The 24,005-nt window shown below is 43.0% G+C and carries 22 protein-coding genes and 2 pseudogenes; 17 read left to right on the forward strand and 7 right to left on the reverse strand.

Features of this window, described 5'->3' with window-relative positions; translation table 11 throughout:
* Nucleotides 1-23: 23 nt before the first annotated feature.
* Nucleotides 24-170, reverse strand: coding sequence for a hypothetical protein (locus BLR43_RS13610; RefSeq protein ID WP_167669391.1), 147 nt, complete (start codon nt 168-170; stop codon nt 24-26).
* Between the two features lie 341 nt (nt 171-511).
* Between BLR43_RS13610 and BLR43_RS07165 the strand changes: the two genes are divergently transcribed.
* The 12 genes and pseudogenes from BLR43_RS07165 (at nt 512) to radA (ending at nt 11,174) form a co-directional block, all read left to right on the forward strand.
* Complete coding sequence (locus BLR43_RS07165; RefSeq protein WP_093069971.1) at nt 512-1,114, forward strand: 6-pyruvoyl trahydropterin synthase family protein; 603 nt, start codon at nt 512-514, stop codon at nt 1,112-1,114.
* Nucleotides 1,107-1,637, forward strand: a complete 531-nt coding sequence (gene tsaE, locus BLR43_RS07170) for a tRNA (adenosine(37)-N6)-threonylcarbamoyltransferase complex ATPase subunit type 1 TsaE (RefSeq protein ID WP_093069973.1) — start codon at nt 1,107-1,109, stop codon at nt 1,635-1,637. Before BLR43_RS07165 ends, tsaE begins: the two co-directional genes overlap by 8 nt.
* A gap of 41 nt (nt 1,638-1,678) precedes the next feature.
* Nucleotides 1,679-3,415 (forward strand): DNA mismatch repair endonuclease MutL, encoded by a 1,737-nt coding sequence (gene mutL / locus BLR43_RS07175; protein WP_093069975.1) that lies wholly within the window; start codon nt 1,679-1,681, stop codon nt 3,413-3,415.
* A gap of 112 nt (nt 3,416-3,527) precedes the next feature.
* Nucleotides 3,528-4,448: pseudogene (gene miaA, locus BLR43_RS07180) on the forward strand (tRNA (adenosine(37)-N6)-dimethylallyltransferase MiaA); the annotation flags it as partial.
* Nucleotides 4,437-4,616: pseudogene (locus BLR43_RS14030) on the forward strand (tRNA (adenosine(37)-N6)-dimethylallyltransferase MiaA); the annotation flags it as partial. The pseudogenes miaA and BLR43_RS14030, both read left to right, overlap by 12 nt.
* A 404-nt stretch (nt 4,617-5,020) precedes the next feature.
* Nucleotides 5,021-5,551, forward strand: coding sequence for an RNA chaperone Hfq (hfq, locus tag BLR43_RS07185; protein ID WP_058024072.1), 531 nt, complete (start codon nt 5,021-5,023; stop codon nt 5,549-5,551).
* A gap of 220 nt (nt 5,552-5,771) precedes the next feature.
* Nucleotides 5,772-6,764 (forward strand): KpsF/GutQ family sugar-phosphate isomerase, encoded by a 993-nt coding sequence (locus tag BLR43_RS07190; RefSeq protein ID WP_093069980.1) that lies wholly within the window; start codon nt 5,772-5,774, stop codon nt 6,762-6,764.
* Between the two features lie 76 nt (nt 6,765-6,840).
* Nucleotides 6,841-7,407 (forward strand): KdsC family phosphatase, encoded by a 567-nt coding sequence (locus BLR43_RS07195; protein WP_093069982.1) that lies wholly within the window; start codon nt 6,841-6,843, stop codon nt 7,405-7,407.
* A complete protein-coding gene (gene lptC / locus BLR43_RS07200) occupies nt 7,404-7,988 on the forward strand; it encodes an LPS export ABC transporter periplasmic protein LptC (protein WP_058024069.1) in 585 nt (194 codons plus the stop codon). Before BLR43_RS07195 ends, lptC begins: the two co-directional genes overlap by 4 nt.
* Before the next feature lie 153 nt (nt 7,989-8,141).
* Nucleotides 8,142-8,624, forward strand: coding sequence for a lipopolysaccharide transport periplasmic protein LptA (gene lptA, locus BLR43_RS07205; RefSeq protein WP_223334273.1), 483 nt, complete (start codon nt 8,142-8,144; stop codon nt 8,622-8,624).
* Nucleotides 8,625-8,690: 66 nt separating this feature from the next.
* Nucleotides 8,691-9,470 (forward strand): LPS export ABC transporter ATP-binding protein, encoded by a 780-nt coding sequence (gene lptB / locus BLR43_RS07210; protein WP_071001684.1) that lies wholly within the window; start codon nt 8,691-8,693, stop codon nt 9,468-9,470.
* 267 nt (nt 9,471-9,737) lie between these two features.
* Nucleotides 9,738-11,174 (forward strand): DNA repair protein RadA, encoded by a 1,437-nt coding sequence (gene radA / locus BLR43_RS07215; RefSeq protein ID WP_093069985.1) that lies wholly within the window; start codon nt 9,738-9,740, stop codon nt 11,172-11,174.
* 89 nt (nt 11,175-11,263) lie between these two features.
* Here the strand turns inward: radA and BLR43_RS07220 are convergent, their stop codons facing one another.
* Both BLR43_RS07220 and rodA read right to left on the reverse strand, forming a co-directional pair.
* Entirely contained in the window at nt 11,264-11,878 is a 615-nt protein-coding gene (locus tag BLR43_RS07220; RefSeq protein ID WP_071001681.1) for a septal ring lytic transglycosylase RlpA family protein, read from the reverse strand.
* Between the two features lie 909 nt (nt 11,879-12,787).
* Nucleotides 12,788-13,930, reverse strand: coding sequence for a rod shape-determining protein RodA (gene rodA, locus BLR43_RS07225; RefSeq protein ID WP_071001679.1), 1,143 nt, complete (start codon nt 13,928-13,930; stop codon nt 12,788-12,790).
* 348 nt (nt 13,931-14,278) lie between these two features.
* On the opposite strand from rodA, the gene BLR43_RS07230 reads away from it, so the two are divergent.
* Nucleotides 14,279-15,181 (forward strand): D-Ala-D-Ala carboxypeptidase family metallohydrolase, encoded by a 903-nt coding sequence (locus BLR43_RS07230; RefSeq protein ID WP_227517174.1) that lies wholly within the window; start codon nt 14,279-14,281, stop codon nt 15,179-15,181.
* Nucleotides 15,182-15,579: 398 nt separating this feature from the next.
* On the forward strand, nt 15,580-16,173 hold the full coding sequence (locus BLR43_RS07235) for a hypothetical protein (RefSeq protein ID WP_143007420.1): 594 nt from the start codon (nt 15,580-15,582) through the stop codon (nt 16,171-16,173).
* 132 nt (nt 16,174-16,305) lie between these two features.
* On the opposite strand, the gene BLR43_RS07240 is transcribed toward BLR43_RS07235, so the two are convergent.
* The 3 genes from BLR43_RS07240 to BLR43_RS13615 all read right to left on the reverse strand — a co-directional run bounded on the left by BLR43_RS07240 (nt 16,306) and on the right by BLR43_RS13615 (nt 19,665).
* On the reverse strand, nt 16,306-17,748 hold the full coding sequence (locus BLR43_RS07240; RefSeq protein WP_227674277.1) for a M16 family metallopeptidase: 1,443 nt from the start codon (nt 17,746-17,748) through the stop codon (nt 16,306-16,308).
* Nucleotides 17,749-17,948: 200 nt separating this feature from the next.
* Entirely contained in the window at nt 17,949-19,448 is a 1,500-nt protein-coding gene (locus BLR43_RS07245) for a M16 family metallopeptidase (protein WP_379542929.1), read from the reverse strand.
* 64 nt (nt 19,449-19,512) lie between these two features.
* On the reverse strand, nt 19,513-19,665 hold the full coding sequence (locus tag BLR43_RS13615) for a hypothetical protein (RefSeq protein ID WP_167669392.1): 153 nt from the start codon (nt 19,663-19,665) through the stop codon (nt 19,513-19,515).
* Nucleotides 19,666-19,958: 293 nt separating this feature from the next.
* Here BLR43_RS13615 and ftsY point away from each other — a divergent pair, with 293 nt between their 5' ends.
* Complete coding sequence (gene ftsY, locus BLR43_RS07250) at nt 19,959-21,329, forward strand: signal recognition particle-docking protein FtsY (RefSeq protein ID WP_093069990.1); 1,371 nt, start codon at nt 19,959-19,961, stop codon at nt 21,327-21,329.
* Nucleotides 21,330-21,383: 54 nt separating this feature from the next.
* Entirely contained in the window at nt 21,384-21,956 is a 573-nt protein-coding gene (locus BLR43_RS07255; protein ID WP_093069992.1) for a methylated-DNA--[protein]-cysteine S-methyltransferase, read from the forward strand.
* Nucleotides 21,957-22,070: 114 nt separating this feature from the next.
* Here BLR43_RS07255 and BLR43_RS07260 read toward each other — a convergent pair whose 3' ends face one another.
* On the reverse strand, nt 22,071-22,820 hold the full coding sequence (locus tag BLR43_RS07260) for a YebC/PmpR family DNA-binding transcriptional regulator (protein WP_093070005.1): 750 nt from the start codon (nt 22,818-22,820) through the stop codon (nt 22,071-22,073).
* A 318-nt stretch (nt 22,821-23,138) separates the two neighbouring features.
* Between BLR43_RS07260 and BLR43_RS07265 the strand changes: the two genes are divergently transcribed.
* Nucleotides 23,139-23,969, forward strand: a complete 831-nt coding sequence (locus tag BLR43_RS07265) for an ion transporter (RefSeq protein WP_093070013.1) — start codon at nt 23,139-23,141, stop codon at nt 23,967-23,969.
* Nucleotides 23,970-24,005: the final 36 nt, after the last annotated feature.

Here is a 24,005-nt window from a genome sequence, read left to right on the forward strand (position 1 = left end):
TCGGCATATTGATACGAAAAATATTAATGTTTACCTAAGATGCTACCATTGTCGTCTTTTTTCGCTTGTTTCGCCGCTTTCTTTTCTTTGGCGGTCAAAAGTGGTTTCTTTTTGACATTCTTCTTACTGTCTTGACTTTGCTCATGGTAATTCCTTTGTAGATAACGCATACAACCTGCTAAGCCAATTGGGCTGACTTAAGGTAAGTATGGTGATGACTAACATACATAACAGCTTACCCAATTGAGTATAAGTTTAAGCGTTGGTAATAGATAGCACTCGCACAATTCGCCTACGATTCAGTTCTCTTGTTTCTTTCCTTTAGCGAAATCATTGTTTTAGCCAAGCTATTCGCTAACTGATTCGTTCAATCAATCATGGTATTCATAAGTGCTTACTTACGGATACATGGCGATTTGCTATAATTAGCCATAAACCGATTCATAAACGCGGCAAACTCTTATTTATTAACATTTAGCACCACTGTGCTCACTGTTTTGGTCACCTTATTATGCGTATACGTAAACTATTCAAATTTGAAAACGCTCACATCGTTCGCAACTGTAGCTCTGAGCGCTGCAAACACTCCATCCATGGTCACAGCTATCAGATTGAGCTGATTTTAGAAGCCACCCGTCTAGACCATGGGCAAATGGTTTATGATTTTGGGCTGCTAAAATCTTCTATCAAAGATATTATCGACAGCTTTGATCATGCCATTTGTTTTTGGAACAAAGACGATCCTGAATATGTCGCAGCGTGTAAGAAATTTAGCGCACGCTGGATTAGCCTACCAGTATCTCCGTCAGCAGAGCAGTTTTCACGGGTGATTTTCTTTTGGGCGCAAGAAATACTGCGACAGACGCAAATGCAAAATGGTGAGGCGGATGTCAGGGTGTATTCAGTGATTGCTCATGAAACGGCAACAGGTTACGCGCAGTGTTTCGCCGATGATGTGGCAAACGAGCAGATGGGTAAGCTGGTTTTAGAGGATTTCGAATTTAGTGAACAAGTTCGTGCTGAGTGGACGGACTCTGATCTGTATGCCAAGCTGATTCGCGGTGAAAGCTTCACCAATCCAACGGTGACTATGCAGGTTCAGACTGATGCATAATGATCAATCAATAGAAAACAGTGACAGCGTGCAAACTTTGATACTGAACTCTGAGCAAGGCACTCAGTTATTGGCTAAGCAACTGGCAGCATTGCCGCTGACGGGTAGTGTGTGGCTGGCAGGGGATTTGGGTGCAGGTAAAACCACTTTAACGCGTTACTGGTTGCATGCTCTCGGTCATACTGGTGCGGTAAAAAGCCCAACGTATACCTTGGTTGAGCCTTATAGCATTGAGCAAAGCAATGGCACGACTAAGCCAGTTTATCATGCAGATTTATATCGTCTCCAAGATCCAGAAGAGCTGTCTTTTATTGGCTTTGATGAGTATTTAGATGAGCCTGAAGCGCTCGTTATCATTGAATGGGCGAGCCGTGCTGATGGTTATCTACCGATGCCAACTTTGTTTATCGATATTACGCAAGTTGAAAACGATGATAAAGGTAATGAAGCACGCCAAGTGCACTTAAGAGTATCAAAAGCAGGCCAAGCGCAAGGTCTGGATTTATCAAAATTTAATATCTAAATCACACCACTTGCCATTCTTTTAAAATATGACATCTATCAATGCCAGATAACCACCACAACACCCGCATCAAAAAACTATCGCCGCTGCTGATTAATCAACTAGCAGCAGGTGAGGTCGTGACACGTCCAGCAGCGGTCGTCAAAGAGCTGCTCGAAAATGCCATTGATGCAGGTGCCACCGATATTGAGATACGTATTACTCAAGGTGGTATGGGCATGATTGAAGTGGTGGATAACGGTGTGGGTATTCATCCTGATGATATGGTGATGGCGATTACTCGTCATGCGACTAGCAAAGTCGCTGATGTTGCGAACTTGCACGGCATTACGACGCTCGGTTTTCGAGGTGAAGCATTGGCAGCGATGGCGGCTGTCTCTCGTTTGACCTTGACGAGTAGCCATGATGAGAGTGGTATAGGCCGTCAACTACAGGTGGCTGGGGTGTTAGATGATACCCCAAAGCTCACACCAGTCGTGCATAATCGCGGCACAACAATCATAGTCAAAGACTTATATTTCAATGTGCCTGCCCGCCGCGGTAATTTAAAATCTATTGCCACTGAATTTGGCCATATCGAGACCATCGTCCGTGAAGTCGCACTGGCGCGAGCTGATGTCGCACTGACACTTTTTCATGACAATAAAAAGCGGTTATCATTGTCTGCAAATGCTACAAACGTTAACGATAATGATGCTAACTGTCTACCATTGCCGCGTCTAGAACAAGCGACTGGTATGCCATTAACGGACAATGCGCTAGCGATATCGATAGATTTATCGAGTCTTGTGCAGTCGTCTGTAGCGTACGGCGATAGCACGGTTAATCAGGCAGCAATCAGTGGCTGGTTATGGCCGATGACTGATGAGCAGATAGCATTGCCAAAGCTAATTTATGTGAATGGTCGCTTGGTAAAAGAAGCATTGATCAGTAACCAAATGCGTCAACTTGCTCAGAGCGCTCAGCTAGCAGGTATGGGGTATGCGCTTTATTTTGAGTTGCCAACCCAGTGGCTCAATGTCAATGTGCATCCATCGAAGCAGCGTATCAAAATCAGTCCGCTAAACAATATCATGGCTCACTTAAGCCATACGATTCGTTCACAGCTAAAAATAGTCAATGCTACGTCAAAGGTTGCTAGCCCCGATAATCCAGAAGTGTCAAAAAAAGACGTCTCTGTAGATAATTTGTCTGACACACATTTGCCCAATGATATGCCTATAGATCACACAAGACAGAGCAGGCAAGTGCAAGCTCCTAGGCAGTCATATCAATCTGCTTCAAGCAAATCATTTTCACATAAGTCGCCAGCTAAAGAACCAGCACCATCTTATGTCGATGAGCCGTTACAGCAAAGTCGCCGTACTTCGTATCGTTCATCCGAAGCGCCTACAGTTTCATCCTTACCAATCTGCTTGGATATTATTAATGATGCAGAGGCTCTTGTTATCGATTCAACCGCAACTGATAAAAACCTACCTTGGCTCTTATTTTATCATCAAGGGCAATGTCTATTAATAAGTACTAAAGACTGGCAGTCAAAGGTAAGACAGTTGTTTGAATCATCTATATTTAGCAATAAGGTATTTAAAAAAGATAAAATGTCAAACAGTGCTATGGAGATCAATCAACAGCTTACAACAGTAAGCTCGCAAATGACTGCACAAGACTCTGCGGTTTTTGTCGCAGATCTCGCTGATATACTGACAAGAAATGCGATCAGAATCTTAGACAGTCATCGTTTAGTCACACTAATGTTATCTTCTACATCCGAATAAATATCAAGCTGACTACTATTTTAGCCAACTACATATTGAGAAAGGCAATTCTATGCAATATTCGTCTGATAGCGTCTCTACTAATCTGCCTGATAATAGTGTCGTGTGTCTGATGGCGCCCACTGCCAGCGGAAAAACAGCATTAGCATATGAATTATACGATACAGGCCGTTTTGAACTGATTTCTGTGGATTCAGCACTGATATATCGCGATATGAATATTGGTACCGCAAAACCAATAGCAGATGAATTAACGCGTTATCCGCATCATTTGGTTGATATTATTGATCCCATGCAAAGCTATAGCGTCGCTGAGTTTATTGATGATGTAGCACGTCTTATTGATGAGTGTCATGAGCGCAAAAAGATACCGCTGTTAGTAGGCGGCACTATGATGTACTACATGGCGCTACTCGATGGCCTGTCTCCCGTACCTGATAGCGATGACAGCGTACGTGCACGCGTTGAGCAGTGGCGACAAGAGGAAGGTATCAGTGCTTTATATGATTATCTTGGCCATGTTGACTCAGTTAGCCATCAGCGTTTGAATGCGACGGATACTCAGCGCATTACTCGGGCAATTGAGGTTTATTTGCAGACAGATAGGCCCATAAGCGACTGGCAGCGTGAGCCAAAACAAGCTTTGGCCCATCATCCAGAACAGCAGTGGCATGCATTGTCAGTGATACCAGACCGCCCGTGGTTACATGCGCGTATCGAACAGCGCCTTGATATCATGTGGCAAGAAGGGTTAGTGGCAGAGGTTGTTGGCTTACTTGAGAAGTACCCGCTGACCCCTAATATGCCGTCGATGCGCTGTGTGGGTTATCGCCAAGTATTGGAATATCTCGTTCGTACGCAGCATCCAGTATTGGATAAAACCCATTTGGACAAAGCCCAATTTTATGAAGCCTTTGCAGACTCTAAAAGCCTAATGGCCATAAATAAGATGCAAGGCGAGGGCGTTTACACAAATGCTCAGCCAGATGTATCCTATGCTGAGACCGAAGCGCTTGCTTGTCAGGAAATGCAAAATAAGGCATTATATGCCACAAGGCAGCTGGCAAAACGCCAATATACATGGCTTAGAAAAGTTGCTCAATTGCCTGATGCTGCATCTGAGTTTGATGATGCGGTCACCAAAGGGATGGTGCTAAAAAACTTTACAACAATGGCACAAGCAAGAGATTATCTTTTTTGAAAATATACTTTTATCTTATTGGCTTGCGTCTTACTTTACGTTTTCAAAGCACGTTATTGATATATAAATAAAGAATCACAATTAGTTTCAAAAATTAGCGTGGATAACTGTTATAATTTGAGCTTACTACAGATCTAGTAGCCGTTAAATACAGTTATCTTGGTAGTAGATAGCTATTAACTTTTACAGAAAAAACGCTTGATGAAACAAGTGGTTACCTAATTACTGACAATGATAACGTACTCGCGTTAAAGTGGAATAACTTAAGAACAATGAATATTTATTTAGATACGTTTTATAAAGAAAACATATTATTGTATCTACCTTTTAGCCACTATAATTAAATTGACACTTAGAATAATTGGCACTCTAAACATAACTATATAATATTTAGGAGAGATTTCATGTCAAAAGGACAAACTTTACAAGATCCATTCTTGAATTCGCTGCGCAAAGATCGCATTCCTGTCTCTATTTTTTTGGTTAACGGTATCAAGCTGCAAGGCCAAATTGAATCATTCGATCAATATGTTGTACTCCTCAAAAATACAGTCAGTCAGATGGTATATAAACATGCCATCTCAACCGTAGTGCCAGCTCGTAACCCGCGTAGTAGTACAACCACTACAGGTACTGGCGCTCAACCTCAAGGCTTAGCGCAAACTGGTTATCAAGGGGGTGGCTTTGAGCGTGGCAGCAATCCTGCTGCGGGCGGTTTTGAAGAGCGTGGTTTTGCCTCTAGTCGTAGTGGATTTAATCGCGGAGGGTTTAGTCAAGGTCAAGAACGTGGCTTTGAGCGTGGTAGCTTTGGACAAGGTCAGGAACGCGGTTTTGAGCGCGGCGGCTTTGGACAGGATCGTGGTTTTGATGCACCGACAGACGGTACGGGCTTTGAAGAAAAGCCGGACAACGGATCGAATGATACCAATAGTTAATTAGCTGCACGCATTGAGTATATTATCCAACTATACATTAAAAGACATGATTTATACGATTAAGACCTGCTGCTATAGTGGGTTTTTTTTATATAAATAAGCAGATAGTTACTGTAAAAAATAATGGCTGCCTCCATTATATAAATGGTAGGCCATTATTAATATGAAACAGAGTATAGTAAAATACTAGGTTGATTCATTATAAAAATAGAGCAGATTCATGAGCGATACTACAACTGATTTGACCCATGAGCAATTTATCACAACGGCTATTGACGCGATTAATACTGAGATATCTGCATTAGCATTGTTGACGGAGCAGATAGATGACAGGTTTGCACAAGCATGTGACGTTATTTTGGCTTGTCAGGGTCGAGTGGTAGTAACGGGCATGGGTAAATCAGGATTGATTGGACGTAAAATAGCAGCGACTTTTGCCTCGACGGGTACGCCTGCTTTTTTTATGCATCCTGGTGAGGCAGGTCATGGCGATTTGGGCATGCTGGTCAAAGGTGATGTACTGCTTGCTATCTCGAACTCTGGTGAATCCGATGAGATTAAGATGCTATTGCCAGTGGTCAAACGCTTGAACATCCCTCTAATTAGTATCAGCCGAGATAAACGCGGTATGCTGCCACGAGCGGCTGATATTGTTTTGACCCTTGGCCACTCACAAGAGGCTTGTCCGCTCAATCTTGCCCCTACATCGAGTACAACGGCTACCTTAGCGTTAGGGGATGCTCTAGCGGTCGCCTTGGTACATGCTCGTAACTTCACTTCTGAGGACTTTGCATTATCGCATCCAGCGGGCGCATTAGGTCGTCAGCTATTGACGCGTGTCGAAGATTTAATGCATACCAAGTCAGAAGACTTACCCTTGATTCACCAACAAGCACCGCTACAGCAAGCACTATTTACGATGTCTGCTGGACGCTTAGGGATGACCGTGGTGACGGATGATAATGATAAAGTCGTTGGCGTATTTACAGATGGTGACTTACGCCGTGGTCTTGAAAAAGGTATTGATCTACAAACGCCGATGAATGAGGTAATGGTCAGTAACCCACGCCATATCAGTAAAACAATGCGCGCATCGGATGCCTTGAGTGTCATGAATGAAAATGGTATCAGTCAATTACTAATTATTGATGATGAAGATCGTTTAGAAGCAGTCATTACGGTTCATGATCTATTACAAGCTGGTGTAAAGTAATTCATTAATAGTTGATAGAACGATTGGTTTTTCATATAAAATAGTTAGAAAAATATTCGTCAAAAAGAGACAAATAATGCAAGATTTAATAAAAAAAGCCGGACAAGTAAAGCTATTGATCATGGATGTCGATGGGATTTTATCTAATGGTCAAATTATCTACGACGCAAATGGTATCGAAACCAAAGCGTTTTCAGTACAGGATGGCGTCGGTGTTAAGTCTCTAGCGCGTTATGGCATTTTAACTGCTATTATTACTGGGCGTAGCAGCGCTATGGTTGATAAACGTGCAACAGAAATGGGTGTCAATCATGTGGTACAAGGACGGGATGATAAGCTCATTGCACTAAAAGAGTTATTATCGTCTCTTGACCCTGCGCTCAATATTACTGCTGCCGACTGCGCTTATATGGGTGATGACTTGCCAGATATTAAAGCGATGCAAACGGTAGGGTTTGCAGCAACCGTACCCAATGCACACGCGGAAGTCATAAAACGCAGTGATATGGTCACCACTCGAGCAGGGGGTGCAGGTGCAGTACGTGAAGTATGTGATCTCATCTTAAAGGGGTACGGACATTATCAAGACTTTATTGCACATTATACGCTTGATGAAACTCAAGCTCAGGATGAACTGTCGTGAATACACGTGTTCTCATTATATTAGCGTTGATTATTGCTGGTATTGCGGGCTGGTTTTTCCAGCAACAAGGGGATGTGTCGCCACCAGTCAATATCGAGACGACAGATGTCGATTATGAAGCCACTGATATCAAAGCAGTTCAGACAAATGAGCAAGGTGAAACTGAGTATGAACTTACTGCTGAGTCTTTAACGCATAATCCTGAGACCAATCAGGATGAGATGTCAGGCATCACGATGAATTGGGAGCCGTCAACAGAGCAGCGCTACCGTATTCAAGCAGGTAGTGCAGCCATCAGTCAGCAAACAGGGGAGTTGAGCTTATCAGGTGGCTTTACACTGGTTAGCGAAGGTAATAAAGAGGCGTCTGATATTGAGCCAATCAAAGTGACTGGTAGTACCCTAAAAGGCAATACAAAGTCTGGTCAAGTGTATAGCGATGAGCCCGTCAAAATTGAACAAGGGATGAATCGTTTTGAAGCATCCAGCATGACTGCCAATCTGGAAACGGGTGAATATGAGTTTGGGCAAGTTGCTGTCGCTTTTACGCCCGCTGATCGTCAAGACAAAGCATTATTTTAAACTAGCGTTTTCTACTACATTAAAACAGCAGCCATCATGAAGTTTGCAAATCCTATCAACAATTATGAAACGAGTTATTATATGAAATCTAAATTTTTGCCTACTTTATGCGCATCAATCTGCTCACATAAGCTACGTGTTGTTCCAACGTTTATGTTGTTAGCCCTACCATTGTATGGCCATGCACTGCCATCAGATGCCAATCAGCAAATCAAACTGCTAGCGGACAAGGCCACTTATAGTGAGCGTACTGGCGTCACTAGTTACTCAGGTAATGTCATTATTACTCAAGGCACTTTTAAAATGACTGCGGACAATATCACAGTCAATCTCTCGCAGCAGCGCAGCATTAATTCAGCGGTAGCGACGGGTCGTCCAGCAACTATGCAGCAGGTTGTGACGCAAGAAAAAGGCTTGGCAAAAGGTCAGGCAAATAAGATTGATTATAACGCGGTATCTGGCATTATCACTCTAACAGGAAATGCCAAGCTGGTTCAGAATGGGGCAAGTTTTGCCGGTAATGTTATTCGTTATAGTCTAAAAGCAGGTGATGTAGAAGCGACCGCTGGTGGTAATCAGCGAGTAGAGTTGGTATTTCCACCAAATAATAATACCAACCAAAGTGGCGTTCGCTAACCTAGCCAACCAAAGCATGAATAGGTTTTTGGTAGTATACGAATATCGTGAAAGCAAGAGTAAGCTATGAGTGACAATAAAAATATAGATTCTTCAGTATCAAATAGCAATACGGCGCCTGTCGCTCGCTTGACTATGCAAAATTTGGGTAAACGTTACGGCAAGCGCTGGGTAGTCAAAGATGTCTCGTTTTCTGTTGAGCAAGGCCAAGTTGTTGGACTGCTAGGCCCGAATGGTGCTGGTAAAACGACCAGTTTTTACATGGTGGTGGGACTGGTCAATATGGATAAGGGCCGTGTCACTCTAGGAAAAATGGATCTGTCTAAATACGCTATGCACGAGCGTGCTCGTGCTGGTATTGGTTATTTGCCGCAAGAAGCGTCGATTTTCCGTAAATTATCTATCGAAGACAATATATTGGCGATTTTGCAGACTCGTACAGAATTAAGTAAAGCTGAGCAGCAGCAAGAGCTTGAAAAGCTGATTGGCGAATTTCATTTAGAACATGTACGTACCTCACTTGGAATGAGTGTGTCAGGCGGCGAGCGTCGTCGCTGTGAAATTGCTCGTGCGCTAGCAGCGGATCCTAAATTTATCTTATTGGATGAGCCATTTGCTGGTGTAGACCCCATTTCTGTTGGCGATATCAAGGATGTTGTTTTGACACTGAAAAATCGTGGTATTGGTGTCTTAATCACTGATCACAATGTTCGTGATACGTTAGCCATCTGTGAAAAGGCTTATATTGTTTCAGAAGGGGCTATCATTGCCGAAGGTACTTCATCGGAAGTCTTAGAAAATGATCTGGTCAAATCTGTTTACTTAGGTAAAGACTTTCAAGTATAGCCCGCTGTGCTAAATCATTTTTTACTCATATTCTTATCTACACGAACTGCTGATTTTAGCATTGCAACTAACTTATAAAGCCAGCAGTCAACATCTTCATTATATTTAGAATAACCTACGCTTAACGCTCTTCCTTCTATCAAATACAGCTTTCGATACTCACAACTGGCTGATCGCGACAAACACTCTTACATTCCCACTCATCAAAGAGCGTACGATATTTTATTCATTATTCTCGACTAATCATCTGGATAAGGCTCATCATTTATGGCAAAAAATAAAAGCAGTTATGTCTGTCAGAATTGCGGCGCGCATTTTGGCAAATGGGCAGGGCAGTGTACAGATTGCGGCGAATGGAATAGCTTGGTAGAAGCGCCAAATGTCAGTATGCCGCATCACAATAAAAGTACCGCCAAGCCTAATGCCGGCCGATCCACTTCTCGTAGTACTGCTGCACCAGTTGGTAACTACTCTGGCACTCACAGCGCCGTTATGCCACTTAACGCAGTCAGTGTGACGCTAGACACACGCTTGCCAACAGGCATTAGTGAGTTTGATCGTGTGCTGGGTGGCGGATTGGTAGCTGGTTCCGTCGTACTAATCGGTGGTGACCCGGGTATTGGTAAGTCAACCATATTGTTGCAGACAGCGACTAATATGGCACGTGCTGACTCTTTGGCAGGTAGCGCGCTTTATGTGACTGGCGAAGAGTCACTTGCACAAGTAGCTATGCGTGCCAAACGCTTAGATTTACCTGCTGATAGACTTCGCGTACTCGCAGAGACCAATGTGGAAACCATTTGTGCGGCCTTGACCCAAGAGCAGCCAGCCATTGCTATTATTGACTCTATCCAGACTATTTATACTGACGCCATCAATTCTGCACCAGGCGGCGTCAGTCAAATCAGAGAGTCTGCCGCGATCTTAACGCGCTATGCAAAGCAAACAGGTACAGCGCTATTTTTAGTGGGCCATGTGACGAAAGAAGGCACTTTAGCAGGCCCACGTGTACTTGAGCATATGGTCGATACGGTATTGTATTTTGAAGGTCAGTCTGACTCACGTTTTCGGATGATTCGTGCAGTCAAAAACCGTTTTGGTGCGGTTAATGAGCTGGGTATTTTTGGCATGACTGACATGGGGCTCAAAGAAGTTGCCAACCCATCAGCGATATTTTTGAGCCGTTATGATAAGCCCGTTGCTGGATCTGTTGTTATGGTTAGCCGTGAAGGGACTAGGCCATTACTGGTTGAGGTGCAAGCGTTGGTGGATGACTCCCAAGGACAGCCTAGACGCATGGCGTTGGGTTTGGACTTCCAGCGTTTGTCCATGCTACTAGCAGTGATGCATCGTCACGGTGGCATTCATACCAGTGGACAAGACGTCTATGTCAACGTTGTTGGTGGCGTCAAAGTCATAGAGACTGGATCTGATTTGGCAGTGTTGTTGGCATGTGCCTCAAGCATCAAAGAAAAGCCATTACCATCGTCATTAGCAGTGTTTGGTGAGGTCGGTTTATCTGGTGAAATCCGTCCAGTACCCAACGGTCAGGAGCGTTTAAAAGAAGCGATGAAGCATGGGTTCAAACATGCGATTATTCCAAAGGCCAATGCACCTGCTAAAGATGCGCCTCAATTTAAAGGAATCAATGTGATTGCTGTTGAACGTCTTGACGATGCCATCGAAAGTGCGTTTGAGTTATAACCAATCTTGAAAAGTATAAAAGATTTGATCAAAAAAGCCCCTAACTCATGATAAGTTAAGGGCTTTTTTATATGCTATAAGTTTTAAAACTAAGGTCCTGAAACACGCTCAATAGCGACATTACCGACACCTTTATTAGTGATACCTAGGCGCTTAGCTGCACCATACGATAAATCTAATACGCGGTTGCCATGGAATGGACCACGATCGTTCACTTTTACTACAACGCTCTTGCCATTCGTCTTGTTGGTCACTTTGACATAGCAGTTGAGTGGTAGTGAGCGATGTGCTGCCGTCAAACCATTCATATCAAAAGTTTCACCACTAGCAGTTTTTCGGCCATGAAACTTACGACCATACCAAGAGGCAAGACCAGTTTGCTTAAATTTACTAACAGAATTAGAGGCTACTGCGGTTAGACGCTCTAACACATCTTCATCATTAGTGACTTGAGTGGTATCACTCGCTAATAGTGAACTACTAAGTGCTAATGAAGTAGGCTGACGTGCTGATTTGACCAAACTTGATGCACCATCATGCTGACGGCTAAGCTCACCAAGTACACGATCGATATGGGAGGCGTTATCTTGTGAAATCATTGCAAGGGAGGTTTTTGCTTCTACAGCATTTACATTTGTAGCAACTGCAGAGCCAGCGAATAAAACTGCCGACATAGTAAGTAAACCAGATAAACGCTTATTCATAAATACCTCTATAACTTATACACCAAAACCTAACTCTAAATTTTTAGATTAAGTATGACAGCGTTAGACCAATCTAACAGTGAATCAAACTCTAGAATCTTTATATTAATCTATTGTTTTGATAGCGATTAATATTTAGGGCGAGACTCTTATAGGTTTCAATATATGGTAATTTTTCATTTTATGATCATAAGTAGCGGTAGTAATGACCGTAGTTACTTAGGACATGCTTAAATGATAGTCAGTGATATTCATTGAGTACTTATTTTTAACTTGGAGAGTAAGTACCAATGTCACTATATGTCGTATCTATAAAACTTCCGATATACAAACTTTCTGATATTGCTAAAGTAATGAAGGGTTTAAAAGTTTTTGCGTGATGCTTTGTTATTAAACCGTTAATTAAGTAGTGTATTTGAAAGTCTGAAATCTACAAGATGCTAACTATACGACCAATCTACAACCAAAGTATAATTAAATGCAAATTTTGTTAGTGGCTATGTACGGGTTATGTATCAAAGTACAGTAAAACGAGGTTAACGCAATTTTTTGTAAAAAACAAGAAATAAAATATTTCAGCCCTGATTTACAATTCATTTTGGTTAAAAAAATCACTGTTAATGACAGTATGATACAAGTAATTAAATAACAATACTTTATGTCTCATGACAGCATTTTGATAGTCTGGTCATGACTGGGGGTTATGTAGTATCTATTAAAAGTAACAAAATATTAATAGTAGCAAAATCGCTGATACTTTGATTTAATCTAAACTTTGTTGTCATTAGTCATGCAAGAGTGCTTTATTTTATGCTCAGTGTTTTTGAGAGATATAAATGATGTGTGTTTGTCATATTTCAATGATAATTTACTGATGTTTTATATATAAGGTATTGTTTATCAGTGTTTTTAACCAGATTTGTGAGTGTGAATCGACATCAATAAGCCAAAACCTGCCATCAAAGTCACGATAGCGGTACCACCATAGCTGATGAAAGGAAGGGGTACGCCAACAACAGGTAAAATACCGCCAACCATACCGACATTGACGAATATATAAACGAAGAAAGACATGGCAATAGCGCCCGCAAGCAGCCTGCTATAAATGTCAGGATGGGTGAAAGCGATATACAAGGCACGCGACAAAAGGCAAAAGTAAATAAACATCAGCAGCATGACACCTAGTAAACCAAATTCTTCAGAGAAAGCTGCAATAATAAAGTCAGTATGACCTTCTGGTAAAAAATGCAGATGCGACTGTGTGCCTTCTAAATACCCTTTGCCAGTGAGACCACCTGACCCAATGGCTGTCTTTGACTGAATAATATTCCATCCAGCACCTTGTACATCGGCTTCAGGATTGAGTAAGGTTAGGACGCGCGTACGCTGATAATCATGCAACAAAAAGTTCCAAGCAAATGCAATAAAAGGTATCGCTAAAACCACAGCAGCAGAAATCAGACGCCAAGATAGGCCCGCCAAGAACAGCACAAAAATGCCACTAGCAGCGACTAAAAGCGAAGTGCCAAGATCAGGCTCTTTTGCAATCAGCAATACAGGAACGATAATCAATGCCAGAGTGATGGCAATACTGGACGGTGATGGCGGAAGATCACGCTTGGACAAAAACCAAGCACACATCATCGGCATACCAAGCTTCATAAACTCAGACGGCTGCACACTACCAAACCCAGGTAAGTTGATCCAGCGCTGAGCACCCATACGCACTTCACCAATGATATCAACCAATACCAATAATATAAGACCTAATACATAAAACACAGGCGTAAAGGTACGGTAAAGGCTTGGCGGTATTTGTGCCATCGCAAACATTACGGTGAATGCCACACCGTAACTTACCATCTGACGTATGACCATGCCGATGTCTTGACTGGCAGCACTATATAAAATCGTCAGGCCAATGCAGCAAACCGTTAACAAAAGCAAGGTCAACCACGGATCGATGTGAATACGTTGCCAGATCGTCGGTGCATGACCTTGGCCTAAGTGATGGCTCTGACGTGAAAAACGGTATTGCGGGTTAGAAGACATAGGCAAAGTTTGGCTAGCAGTTGGAGTAAAAGGGAGAGGTTCTCTAAGCTGTCTTATATAAAATATGTGATGAGTATTTGACGGTCTCTATTCTAATAGAAGCTCACGGACAAAAAAACAAGCAGATACTTAACATCTAGGCAATAAAGTCACGTAATTATAAAAGTGATAAGGATAAGTGTTAATTACGAATATCCTGCCTCAGATTAGAGGCGATAGTTTAGCCTGCTTGCTGAAAATTTGATAGTATCGATAAAACGTTTTTAGCGGTAGATTCCTGCAATGATAAAATCAAAAAACCATAACTATGGACAAATCCAGAAGCCTATTCTTGCACTGGTTGTTTGTATGAGTAGCATCAATGTTCATGCCGCTATTATAACTGATAGTAGTGAACGCCGTATCGAAGTGCGTCAAGGCAGTGGCGACACTAGCAATGCTTATATATCGCCTTCTAACAATGTCTCTAGTCAGCGCCCTGGTGTCACTATGTTAAGTGGCGCAAATGCATCAAATGGCGATAGTATGCAAAGCTTGATTGCACAAAAGCAGCGTGATTTTGAAATTGATGCCAGTCTGTCTATCGAGGAAAACAAACGCGTCAATGTGAATCAACGAAGACCGACTTATAATACAACTTACCGTAATAACAGCTACAGCACAACGAATAACACCTATAATAGTGCTAATAACGATCTTACGAGCATGGACTTTAATGCATGGCTCAACAGTAACAGTTACCGTGCTAGGCAAGTAGCCGAATATCAGCGCTATTTGAGCGCACGTGTGGGTGCACAAAATGTACCACCACTGTCTCAGCTACTTACCACCGCGCGCAGCTGGGACAAATGCGGTTATGAGCCTTATCAGCTGCCACCGCGAGAGTTGTGGGCCAATATCGTGCCAACACTACACCTCTATAGTGAGCTAAAAAATCAAGGCATTTTGCCTTTAAGTACTGAGATACGCTCGGTGTATCGTAGCCCTGGGCTGAACGACTGTGCTGGCGGTGCTGGCAGTAGCAAGCATATGAATGCAAGTGCCATGGATATTTGGGTGCCAGAGTACGAAGACAACCTATGGCGCCTCAGTACGATGCAGGATGGCTTGTGCCAGTTTTGGCAGTATCAAGGACAGTCTTACAACTTTGGCTTGGGTTTATATGCCACAGGTGCGATTCATCTCGATACCGATGGTTATCGTAAATGGGGTTTTAACCATACCAGTAGTAGCTCTTCTTGTCGCTATTAGATATAGTCAATCCTAAATAAAACAGATACATTATATATCAAGGTGGAACTGGTCTAAATTTTCCTTGCGTGCTGTGCCTACGCTGCTCGATGCTGCGAAAAATTTATCCCAGTCCCACTGTATCGTTTTTATACCGAATTCACTATAGCTAAGGGTTAACGCGTCATAAGCAAGCGCACACTCAAATTAGTGACAATAAAAAAACGAGAAACAGTATAATATCGCTTATAAATTTTACAGGTAAATGATTAATAGGATGAGCTGGCTAGACGCGCAAGTTCACTAAAAAATTGTTTGGAATTTAATATTTATGTTCTAATATGAATATTTCCATTTACTATCTTTATATCCTTATCACTCTTCAAGGAAGAAGATTATGGTTATTATAAGCGGGATTTATGACAAAGCAGCATTCAGCAGTTGCAAGATGCAGTAAATCGAATGAAAGGAAACAACGTTTTTTTCGCTCAAAATATATTTACACCACGTTAATAGGAATGGCATCATTTTCCATATTATTGGTGAGTGCCTGCAGTCCAGAACCCTATCCTGAAAACAGCTCGCTGGTGACAGATAAAGCTGCGCTAACACGTGATAGCATCGCACAAAATTCTGAAAACATTGAAGACAGTATTAGAAACTCTTATGCTCGTTTGGCCTCAGAGCGCGCTGATGTATGCCCAAAGTTGATAGAAGAACAGGGTAGTCAGGTTATTGAGCGTGTTGCAGAAGTAATGGTAAACGATTATTGTGACTATTTCCTATATCCTCGAGAAGGTCAGCATATTTCAGTCGCCACAAATAATCGCCAAATCGAAGCCTTACTTATAGTCCCCGCGCTACATAACTTTGCTAATGGTGGTTATAAGGTCATGTCTTACGACAAGCATATCATTCGACTGAGCTATAATGGTGCCACCTATAAGCCTCAAAACCTCAATTACGACATCGTAATGACCATTTCTGATAACTCTGATAAAGAGTATTCGTAGTCTTTTTTGATAGCACAAGTCAGTCACAAGATAATAAGCACATGAGTGATGAGTCGGGCATACTGAATCGCTCATCACTCACGCTATTTGTTATCTAACTGAGTGAATTTAACCTAGCTTATTTCCCTCTTGTTATTTGGTCGTTTTTGTCGTAGCTTCTATCCCCTTCCAAGGATCGTCTTGCCCAACTGTCACGATTAAAAAGTTATCCGGATTTAAGGTATCGCGCAGCGTTTTGTTGACCCCTGACAGCGTGACTTGATCAATACGGTTGACATAATCGGCCAAGTAAGTGTTTGGCAATTGATAGAAATTCATCATTCCTAACAACCCATTGATCCCTGCGTTACTTGCAAAACCCATCGGGAAGCTATTTTTGAGATTGTCTTTGGTCAGGCGTATCTCGTCCTGAGTGACTCCTTTTTCTAACGTGTCATCGATAACCGCTAAGCTTGCATCGATTGCCGCACGTGCTTTGTCATTGCGTGTTGAAAAACCAATCTGATAAGGCCCGCGTGCTAGCATCGGATTCATTGATCCTGAAATACCGTAGGTGTAGCCGAGGTTTTGTCTAATCTCAGTCATCAAACGGGCATTGAAGTCACCACCTGCCATTATCTCGTTACCAACCGCAAAATTGGTTTGCTGCTGCTGGGCTGTTGGATTGGTTGCACGTTTACTGCCTAATTGTCCCATCAATACGGTAGTTTGGGTACTTGGGAAGGGAATATGAATGTGCTGTGATTTAGTGAGAGGTTTAGGCTCAGGTAAATCAGCGGCAGCTTGACCAGCAGATAGTTTAGTCGTGATATCTTCAGCCAGTTTTTTCGCCTGTACCAAGGTCAGATTGCCTGTCATAGCGATAGAGGCATTTGCCGCCACTAAATACCGATTTTTAAAGTCTATCAGCTGTTGCTTCTGGATAGTTGGCACGCTCTCTAGCGTACCGACTGAGGGATGAGCGTAAGGATGACTGCCGTATAAAGCCTTATCAAAGGCAATACTGGCAAGACTGCCAGGGTCTTGTTTTTGCTGCTGTAAGCCAACGAGTAATCGTGACTTGTTACGTGCTAATACCTCGTCATTAAACGTAGGCTCACTCACCATTTGCGTCATCAAATCAACAGCTGGTAACAGGTGTTTATCGTCTGATAAGCTGCGTAGCGAAACAATGAACATATCCTTATAGGCACTACTGCCCAGATTGATGCCTAGTGTTTCAACAGCACGCGTGAACGCATCTTCATCTAAGCTTTTGGAGCCCTGCTCAAGCATCGTTGCGGTCATGTTGGCGATGCCAAAACCGTCTTTACTGATGCTGCCATCACGGGCACTACCAGCATTGAAACGTAAGTCCACATCGACGATCGGTAAGGCTGTGGTCTGAACGAACATGACAGGAACGCCAGCTTTGGTCTTAAACTCTTGAATCGTTGGCACTGTGACTTTTAAAGATTTGGCATCATCGATACTGGTAAGTTTAGATAAGGCTGCAATCGGCGCACTTGCATCAACAGCAGTAGGGGCTCGGTAATCTTCAGCGCCTGTAGTGTCGGCTTGGGCAGTATTAGCCAATATACTCAACGCAAAAACTATGCTGGTACTAAGGTATGATAGCTTTTTTAATGGGAGATTAGATGATGTAGAGGGCAAAGCATTACTCAAAGATTTGTGTGTTGCTTGAGAGTTATATTTATTCTGAAACATGATGTTCTTCTTATTAAGAATACGGTTATATCGTCGCTTTTATGAGACGTTCTGATAACAGGCAGTATTTATTGTGCTTTGGTAGTGTTCTCTTTTGGGGGCACAATATGCATCACCGTTAAGTTGTCCTTAACCAAATACTTCTTACTGGCAGCCTGAATGTCAGCGACACTGATATCATCTAGTTTGGTTGGTAACTTAGCAAGTAATCTGTCATCCAGCCCGATAGACTGTAATGAGCCGATCATACGTGCTTGTCCTTCCATGCTATCTTGTGCATATACTAGGCCAGTGACGGCATTGGTCTTGGCGCGACTGATTTCATCGGCAGCAATGGGATCGGTTTTGAGTTTTTCTATCTCTGATATTATGGCTTGTTGCGCTTGTTCTAAACTGACACCTTCGCGCGCTGTCGCTTGAATCATAAATAGCCCATCGCCGCGATCTAACAAATCGTAAGAAGTACCAACCGTGGTCAGTAGACCTTGCTCACGTATCAATCGACTCTCCAAGCGTGCAGATAGACCGCCATCGAGTACATCTTGAGCAAGCGAGAGGGCGTAAGCCTGTTTTTCATTGTTTGCGCCTGCTGTCACTAGGCTAGGTACGTTGTAACCCAGTAGCAAAACGGGCACTTGCACCGCTTGCTCAGAGTCTACTTTTTGATAACCACGAAAGCCTTTTTGAGTGACAGCGTTACGCTTAGGTACGTTGCTTGGCGCCAGCTCACCAAAATAGCGTTTGACTTGAGTGAGTACTTCTTGTGGTTGCACATCGCCGACGATGACTAAAGTAGCATTATTGGGCGCATACCATGTCTTGTACCAGTCTTTTAGATCCGAGAGTTTGATAGATTCAAGCTCACTCATAGGTCCGATGACAGACTCGCCTTTTGGACTGTTAGGCAATGCTAGCAGGCGAAAGGATTCGTAAGCTTTGGCAAGGGGATTGTCATCAGTACGCTGACGTCGCTCTTCCATGACAACTTGGTGCTCTTTGGCAAACTCTTTGTCATTGAAGGTGAGGTTTTTCATTCGATCTGCTTCAAGCTCTAACGCCAACGGCATACGATTGGCAGGAAATAGCTCGTAGTAGCCCGTATAATCATAGCTGGTAAAAGCATTGTTAACCCCGCCAAACTTGGCAATCAACCGCTCATAATCATCACTTGATACATTGTTGGTGCCTTTAAACATCATATGCTCAAGTAAGTGAGAGATGCCGCCTTTATCCAGCGGCTCATCTGCCGAGCCCACCCGATACCAAATCTGGGTCATGGCGACGGGTGCACGGTGGTCTTCTTTTATGACCACTTTTAGGCCATTTTCTAACTGGTACTCATGTCGACCTGACATATCCATTGTCAACGCAGAGGGCTTTGCCTCATCAGTTGTTTTATTTTTACTAAATGCGCTTTGAGATGACCCATCTGTCGTGACCGTATTTTTTGTGGTGGTAGTCGTGCTAGAAGGTAGTGCGGTGGTTTGACAGGCAGAAAATAATGTTGCCACCGTTAGAGCACAGGCGATACGTAACGGCGTAGTAGGTAGTGGTAAAGACAATGGCATGGTATGGTCTACTTATATAAAATAATGACTGAAGTGATGGACGTAATCATAGCAATACAATGCATCACAGTGATGTCTGAGCACCTACCATAACACTCGCAGTCGGTCTAATACCTTGCGTCGTATTGCAACCTGCCACAGATAATACAGTTGTCGTTAGCAAAATCGCCATACTGATATTGGCAATGCTTTTATAGTGTTTAGAGAGTGATGACATAAGCGTTTCCTAATAAGGATTTTTGAATGAGTCTTGGTAGAGTAGGCGAAGTCTTGCAAGGAACAAGTCAGAATTTTGTGTCCAAACCTTAAGCAAAACTCTCTCAAATCATTATGTGATTTTTTGAGCAGATAATTTTTGACGACAGTCTACTATGGTAAGGGCTAAGCGCGACTTGAATTATGCTAAAATAGGCTAAAACCCATGGTCATATAGCTGGCAAGCTTATGACAATCTAAAAATCCATTTACAATAAACAAATAATTAATAGCGATAACTTTTAGGGCAAACTTATGAATAACCCAAACAATAGCAACCGTGTGGTCATCAATCTTGATGATGGTCTTGATGACTTAGATGACGATGATATTACCTTACCCAGTTTACCGGCGCAATCTGTAACCATTATTGATGAAACAGAGAGTGCTGCGCCACAAAGGGATAATACGGCAAATCCAGATGTCTCAAACAATCAGGCAGCAGAAAATATTGCTTTGGCCACGCCAATTGTTATGACAGAAGAGCATAACGTCCCTAAAGGTGCCTCTGAGAGCTTTTCAAGTGCTAAAGAGACAGGCACTACGAGCAAACCTGACACTGCGACAACCATTCCTGCCATGCCATTACAAGAGCAGCTCGGGGACACGCCAAGCGTAAGTCCAGCCGCTAGCAGTAATGTACAGACGACTACGCCACAAGAGCCTGCTGCAGAGCCACAAGACAATAAGAAAAAAGGCAGCTGGTTTAACCGTATGAAGACGGGGCTGAGTAAGTCACGTAAAAATTTGGCCGAAGGGATGGTCAGCATACTTATCGGTGGTAAAGAGATCGATGACGAGCTGTTAGAAGAGGTCGAAGATCAGTTATTGGTTGCTGATATCGGCGTTAATGCAACCAACCGTATCATCAAGAACCTGACCGAGCAGACTGCCCGTGGTGACTTGATTTATGCTCACTCACTCTATAAAGCCTTGCAAAGTGAGCTGGTTGATATCCTAACGCCTAAGGTTGAGCCGCTGGTGATCGATACCAGCAAAAAACCATTTGTTATCTTAGTTGTGGGCGTCAATGGTGTGGGCAAAACCACAACCATCGGTAAGCTTGCCAAGCGCTTACAAGGTGAGGGTAAATCAGTCATGCTCGCAGCAGGGGATACTTTTCGCGCGGCTGCCACCGAGCAGCTACAGATTTGGGGCGAGCGTAATCATATCCCAGTGGTGGCACAAGGTCATGGCTCTGATAGTGCTTCTGTTATTTTTGATGCGATGCAATCTGCCAAAGCAAAAAATATCGACGTACTCATAGCAGATACCGCTGGCCGTCTACAAAACAAGACACATTTGATGGCAGAGTTAGAGAAAGTGGTGCGCGTGATGCGTAAAGCTGATCCAAGCGCTCCGCATGAAGGTATGATCGTACTCGATGCTGGCACGGGTCAAAATGCCATTAACCAAGTTGAGCTATTTAACAAGATTGTACCATTGACAGGTATCACCATTACGAAGCTAGATGGTACGGCAAAAGGTGGCGTGGTGTTTAACATTGCCGAAACGACAGACGTGCCTATCCGCTATATTGGTGTGGGTGAGTCGATTGATGACTTGCGCGCCTTTAGTCCGAAACAGTTTGTCGCCGCTTTGTTTGAGACAGATGACAAAGAGTAGAACCGCTATTTGTAACGGCTAAACAATCTTTAAAATAATTTGGAAATCAAAGCCATGATAGTGACCGAAGCATCTTTTGGATCGTATCGATTAACGCTCATTGCCCGTCTCGATGAGCATGACCAGCCTGTGCTCGTTGAAGCCAACTGGCTGCTGCCCGGTAATACTTGGCACAGCTCAAAATCTGTCCCCAAGCTTAAAAAATATTATGGCCTGACAGATGAAGACTTTACCTTTATAGACAGCAATAGCCTAAGCATGAAAGAGCCTACTCAAGCTTTACTGATAGAAACGATTTTCCAACTCAAAGATTATGCTGCTGGTAAACGCAAGACATTGGACTTGCCCTTAGATTTTTCTATGGGTACTGAGTTTCAACAAAGCGTATGGCGGGCACTACAAGAGATTGGCTATGGCGAAACCATCAGCTATGCCACCCTCGCGCAGCGTGTTAATAGCCCGAAGGGGTTCCGCGCGGTTGCACAGGCTAATGGCAAAAATCCTTTTAGTATCATTGTGCCTTGTCACCGAGTGATTGCAAGCGACGGTAAGCTTGGCGGTTATACAGGTGGATTAGATAAGAAGGAATATCTGCTGGCGCTTGAAGGGGTTAGGTGTAGAACGTAAAGATAAATATAACGCTTCAACTATTGAATGAGTGAGCAGAAAAAAGCACCAAACCGACAATTGATTGGTGCTTTTTCTGGGGGTGTTCTTGCCAGTATTTAGTTATTAAGCTGGCTATCCCTCAAGCTGCGCCATGACGTCAGCAGAGAAGTTCACGTTAGTATAAACTTCTTGCACATCATCCGCATCTTCTAACATATCGATCATCTTTAGGATTTTTTCAGCATCTTCCACATTGTCGATTTCAGCCGTGGTAGATGGTGACATGGTGACTTCAGCATTGTCAGAGACAAGACCAGCAGCGTTAAGCGCGTCTTGAACTTGACCGAAAGTTTCCCACTCAGTGATGACAAGCAAGCTTTCACCATCGTTTTCGATATCAACGGCGCCCGCATCTAGTGCCACCATCATGACTTCATCTTCTAGGCTTACATCATTAAAAGTGATCTCGCCGCGTTTGGTAAACAGATAAGCCACTGAACCTGAAGTACCAAGATTGCCATCACATTTGGTAAAGGCGTGACGGACTTCACTGACCGTACGATTGAGGTTATCAGTCATGGTTTCGACCAGTACCGCTACACCGCCGACACCGTAGCCTTCGTAACTGACTTCTTCCATTTTTTCATTATCACCGCCGCCTGTACCACGGTCGACAGCACGGTTGATCGTGTCGCGAGTCATATTGACTGATAGCGCTTTTTCGATAACAGCACGTAAGCGCGGGTTTTTGTCAGGGTCGGGGTCGCCTTGTTTGGCAGCTGAGACGATTTCACGAATAATTTTGGTAAATATTTTACCTTTTACTGCATCCTGACGGGCTTTACGGTGTTTAATATTTGCCCATTTTGAATGGCCTGCCATATAACATCCTTAAGGTTTACGTATTATTTTTTATGTGCAAGAAGGCGATGAATTACAGCCTTCGATGTCTGATCACCTTGTTTTATACTATCATTATTTTGTCTATATCAGGTAATAGCGCTACTTGCACGTTAACGATTTGTATGTTGTTGAGAGTGCTTTTTTGCTACACTGTGGCAAATTATAGATTGTATTCACTGTGATAAGTGAGCAATATTATAAACCAGTTTTAACTATTTTGACCAACTTGCCCTTATCCATCACATTTTAAGTCATGGAACGCTATCAAGCCATTGATTTTATAAAGTTACTGATTCTATGAAGCGACCAACTGCTGAAGCCCTAACACACTTGCGTAACCGTACGCATATTATTATTGAAGGTACAGATACCCGTTTGGGTAAGCTCTTTGATATTGTATTATTGATTGCGATTTTGACCAGTGTGGCTGTCGTCATGCTTGATAGTGTGTTGTACATGCGCTTGCAATATGGCACGTTGTTTTTTTATGCAGAGTGGTTTTTTACGATTCTATTTACCATTGAGTATGCACTAAGGTTGTTTTCAGCACCCAATCGCTTGCGCTATGCGTTTAGTTTTTTTGGCATAGTGGATTTGTTGTCTGTTTTGCCAAGCTATCTCAGCTTACTATTTGTAGGTGTGCAGTATCTACTTGTCATACGAGTGCTACGTATCTTACGTGTATTCCGTGTCCTAAAACTTAAAGCCTATATGCAACAAGCAGGTTTTTTGGCTTCTGCACTCAAAACCAGTCAGCAGAAAATTACCGTTTTCTTCTTGTCGCTTGTGCTATTGGTAACCATCTTTGGTTCAATCATTTACGTAGTAGAGGGGCCTGAGAACGGGTTTACTAGTATTCCATTGTCTATCTATTGGGCGGTCGTCACGATGACGACAGTTGGCTATGGTGATATGTCGCCCAAGACGCCGTTAGGCCAAGCAATTGCAACCATGGTTATGATCACAGGTTATTCGATTATCGCTGTACCGACAGGTATTTTTACCTCTGAGCTGGCTCGTAATATGCGTCCGCAGCTTAATCCTGTCACTTGTCCGAACTGTGGTAAATTCGGTCATGCAGTGGGCGCAGACTTTTGCGATCGCTGCGGGCACGCGCTCCACATTTAATGACAGGTTTGACTGTTATTGCCAATTGATCGCTTA

It is taken from the genome of Psychrobacter pacificensis, from assembly GCF_900101915.1.
GTDB classification, from domain to species: Bacteria; Pseudomonadota; Gammaproteobacteria; order Pseudomonadales; family Moraxellaceae; genus Psychrobacter; species Psychrobacter pacificensis.

What these genes read in the sequence shown, in the direction of transcription:
- BLR43_RS07195 (WP_093069982.1), top strand. Translation starts at nt 6,841, where the DNA reads ATGCAAGATTTAATAAAAAAAGCCGGACAAGTAAAGCTATTGATCATG.
- BLR43_RS13610 (WP_167669391.1), bottom strand. Translation starts at nt 170, where the DNA reads ATGCGTTATCTACAAAGGAATTACCATGAGCAAAGTCAAGACAGTAAG.
- rodA (WP_071001679.1), bottom strand. Translation starts at nt 13,930, where the DNA reads ATGTCTTCTAACCCGCAATACCGTTTTTCACGTCAGAGCCATCACTTA.
- ftsY (WP_093069990.1), top strand. Translation starts at nt 19,959, where the DNA reads ATGAATAACCCAAACAATAGCAACCGTGTGGTCATCAATCTTGATGAT.
- radA (WP_093069985.1), top strand. Translation starts at nt 9,738, where the DNA reads ATGGCAAAAAATAAAAGCAGTTATGTCTGTCAGAATTGCGGCGCGCAT.
- mutL (WP_093069975.1), top strand. Translation starts at nt 1,679, where the DNA reads ATGCCAGATAACCACCACAACACCCGCATCAAAAAACTATCGCCGCTG.
- BLR43_RS07230 (WP_227517174.1), top strand. Translation starts at nt 14,279, where the DNA reads ATGAGTAGCATCAATGTTCATGCCGCTATTATAACTGATAGTAGTGAA.
- lptB (WP_071001684.1), top strand. Translation starts at nt 8,691, where the DNA reads ATGAGTGACAATAAAAATATAGATTCTTCAGTATCAAATAGCAATACG.
- BLR43_RS07245 (WP_379542929.1), bottom strand. Translation starts at nt 19,448, where the DNA reads ATGCCATTGTCTTTACCACTACCTACTACGCCGTTACGTATCGCCTGT.
- hfq (WP_058024072.1), top strand. Translation starts at nt 5,021, where the DNA reads ATGTCAAAAGGACAAACTTTACAAGATCCATTCTTGAATTCGCTGCGC.
- BLR43_RS07265 (WP_093070013.1), top strand. Translation starts at nt 23,139, where the DNA reads ATGAAGCGACCAACTGCTGAAGCCCTAACACACTTGCGTAACCGTACG.
- BLR43_RS07235 (WP_143007420.1), top strand. Translation starts at nt 15,580, where the DNA reads ATGACAAAGCAGCATTCAGCAGTTGCAAGATGCAGTAAATCGAATGAA.
- BLR43_RS07255 (WP_093069992.1), top strand. Translation starts at nt 21,384, where the DNA reads ATGATAGTGACCGAAGCATCTTTTGGATCGTATCGATTAACGCTCATT.
- BLR43_RS07220 (WP_071001681.1), bottom strand. Translation starts at nt 11,878, where the DNA reads ATGAATAAGCGTTTATCTGGTTTACTTACTATGTCGGCAGTTTTATTC.
- tsaE (WP_093069973.1), top strand. Translation starts at nt 1,107, where the DNA reads ATGCATAATGATCAATCAATAGAAAACAGTGACAGCGTGCAAACTTTG.
- lptA (WP_223334273.1), top strand. Translation starts at nt 8,142, where the DNA reads ATGTTGTTAGCCCTACCATTGTATGGCCATGCACTGCCATCAGATGCC.
- BLR43_RS07260 (WP_093070005.1), bottom strand. Translation starts at nt 22,820, where the DNA reads ATGGCAGGCCATTCAAAATGGGCAAATATTAAACACCGTAAAGCCCGT.
- BLR43_RS13615 (WP_167669392.1), bottom strand. Translation starts at nt 19,665, where the DNA reads ATGTCATCACTCTCTAAACACTATAAAAGCATTGCCAATATCAGTATG.
- BLR43_RS07165 (WP_093069971.1), top strand. Translation starts at nt 512, where the DNA reads ATGCGTATACGTAAACTATTCAAATTTGAAAACGCTCACATCGTTCGC.
- BLR43_RS07190 (WP_093069980.1), top strand. Translation starts at nt 5,772, where the DNA reads ATGAGCGATACTACAACTGATTTGACCCATGAGCAATTTATCACAACG.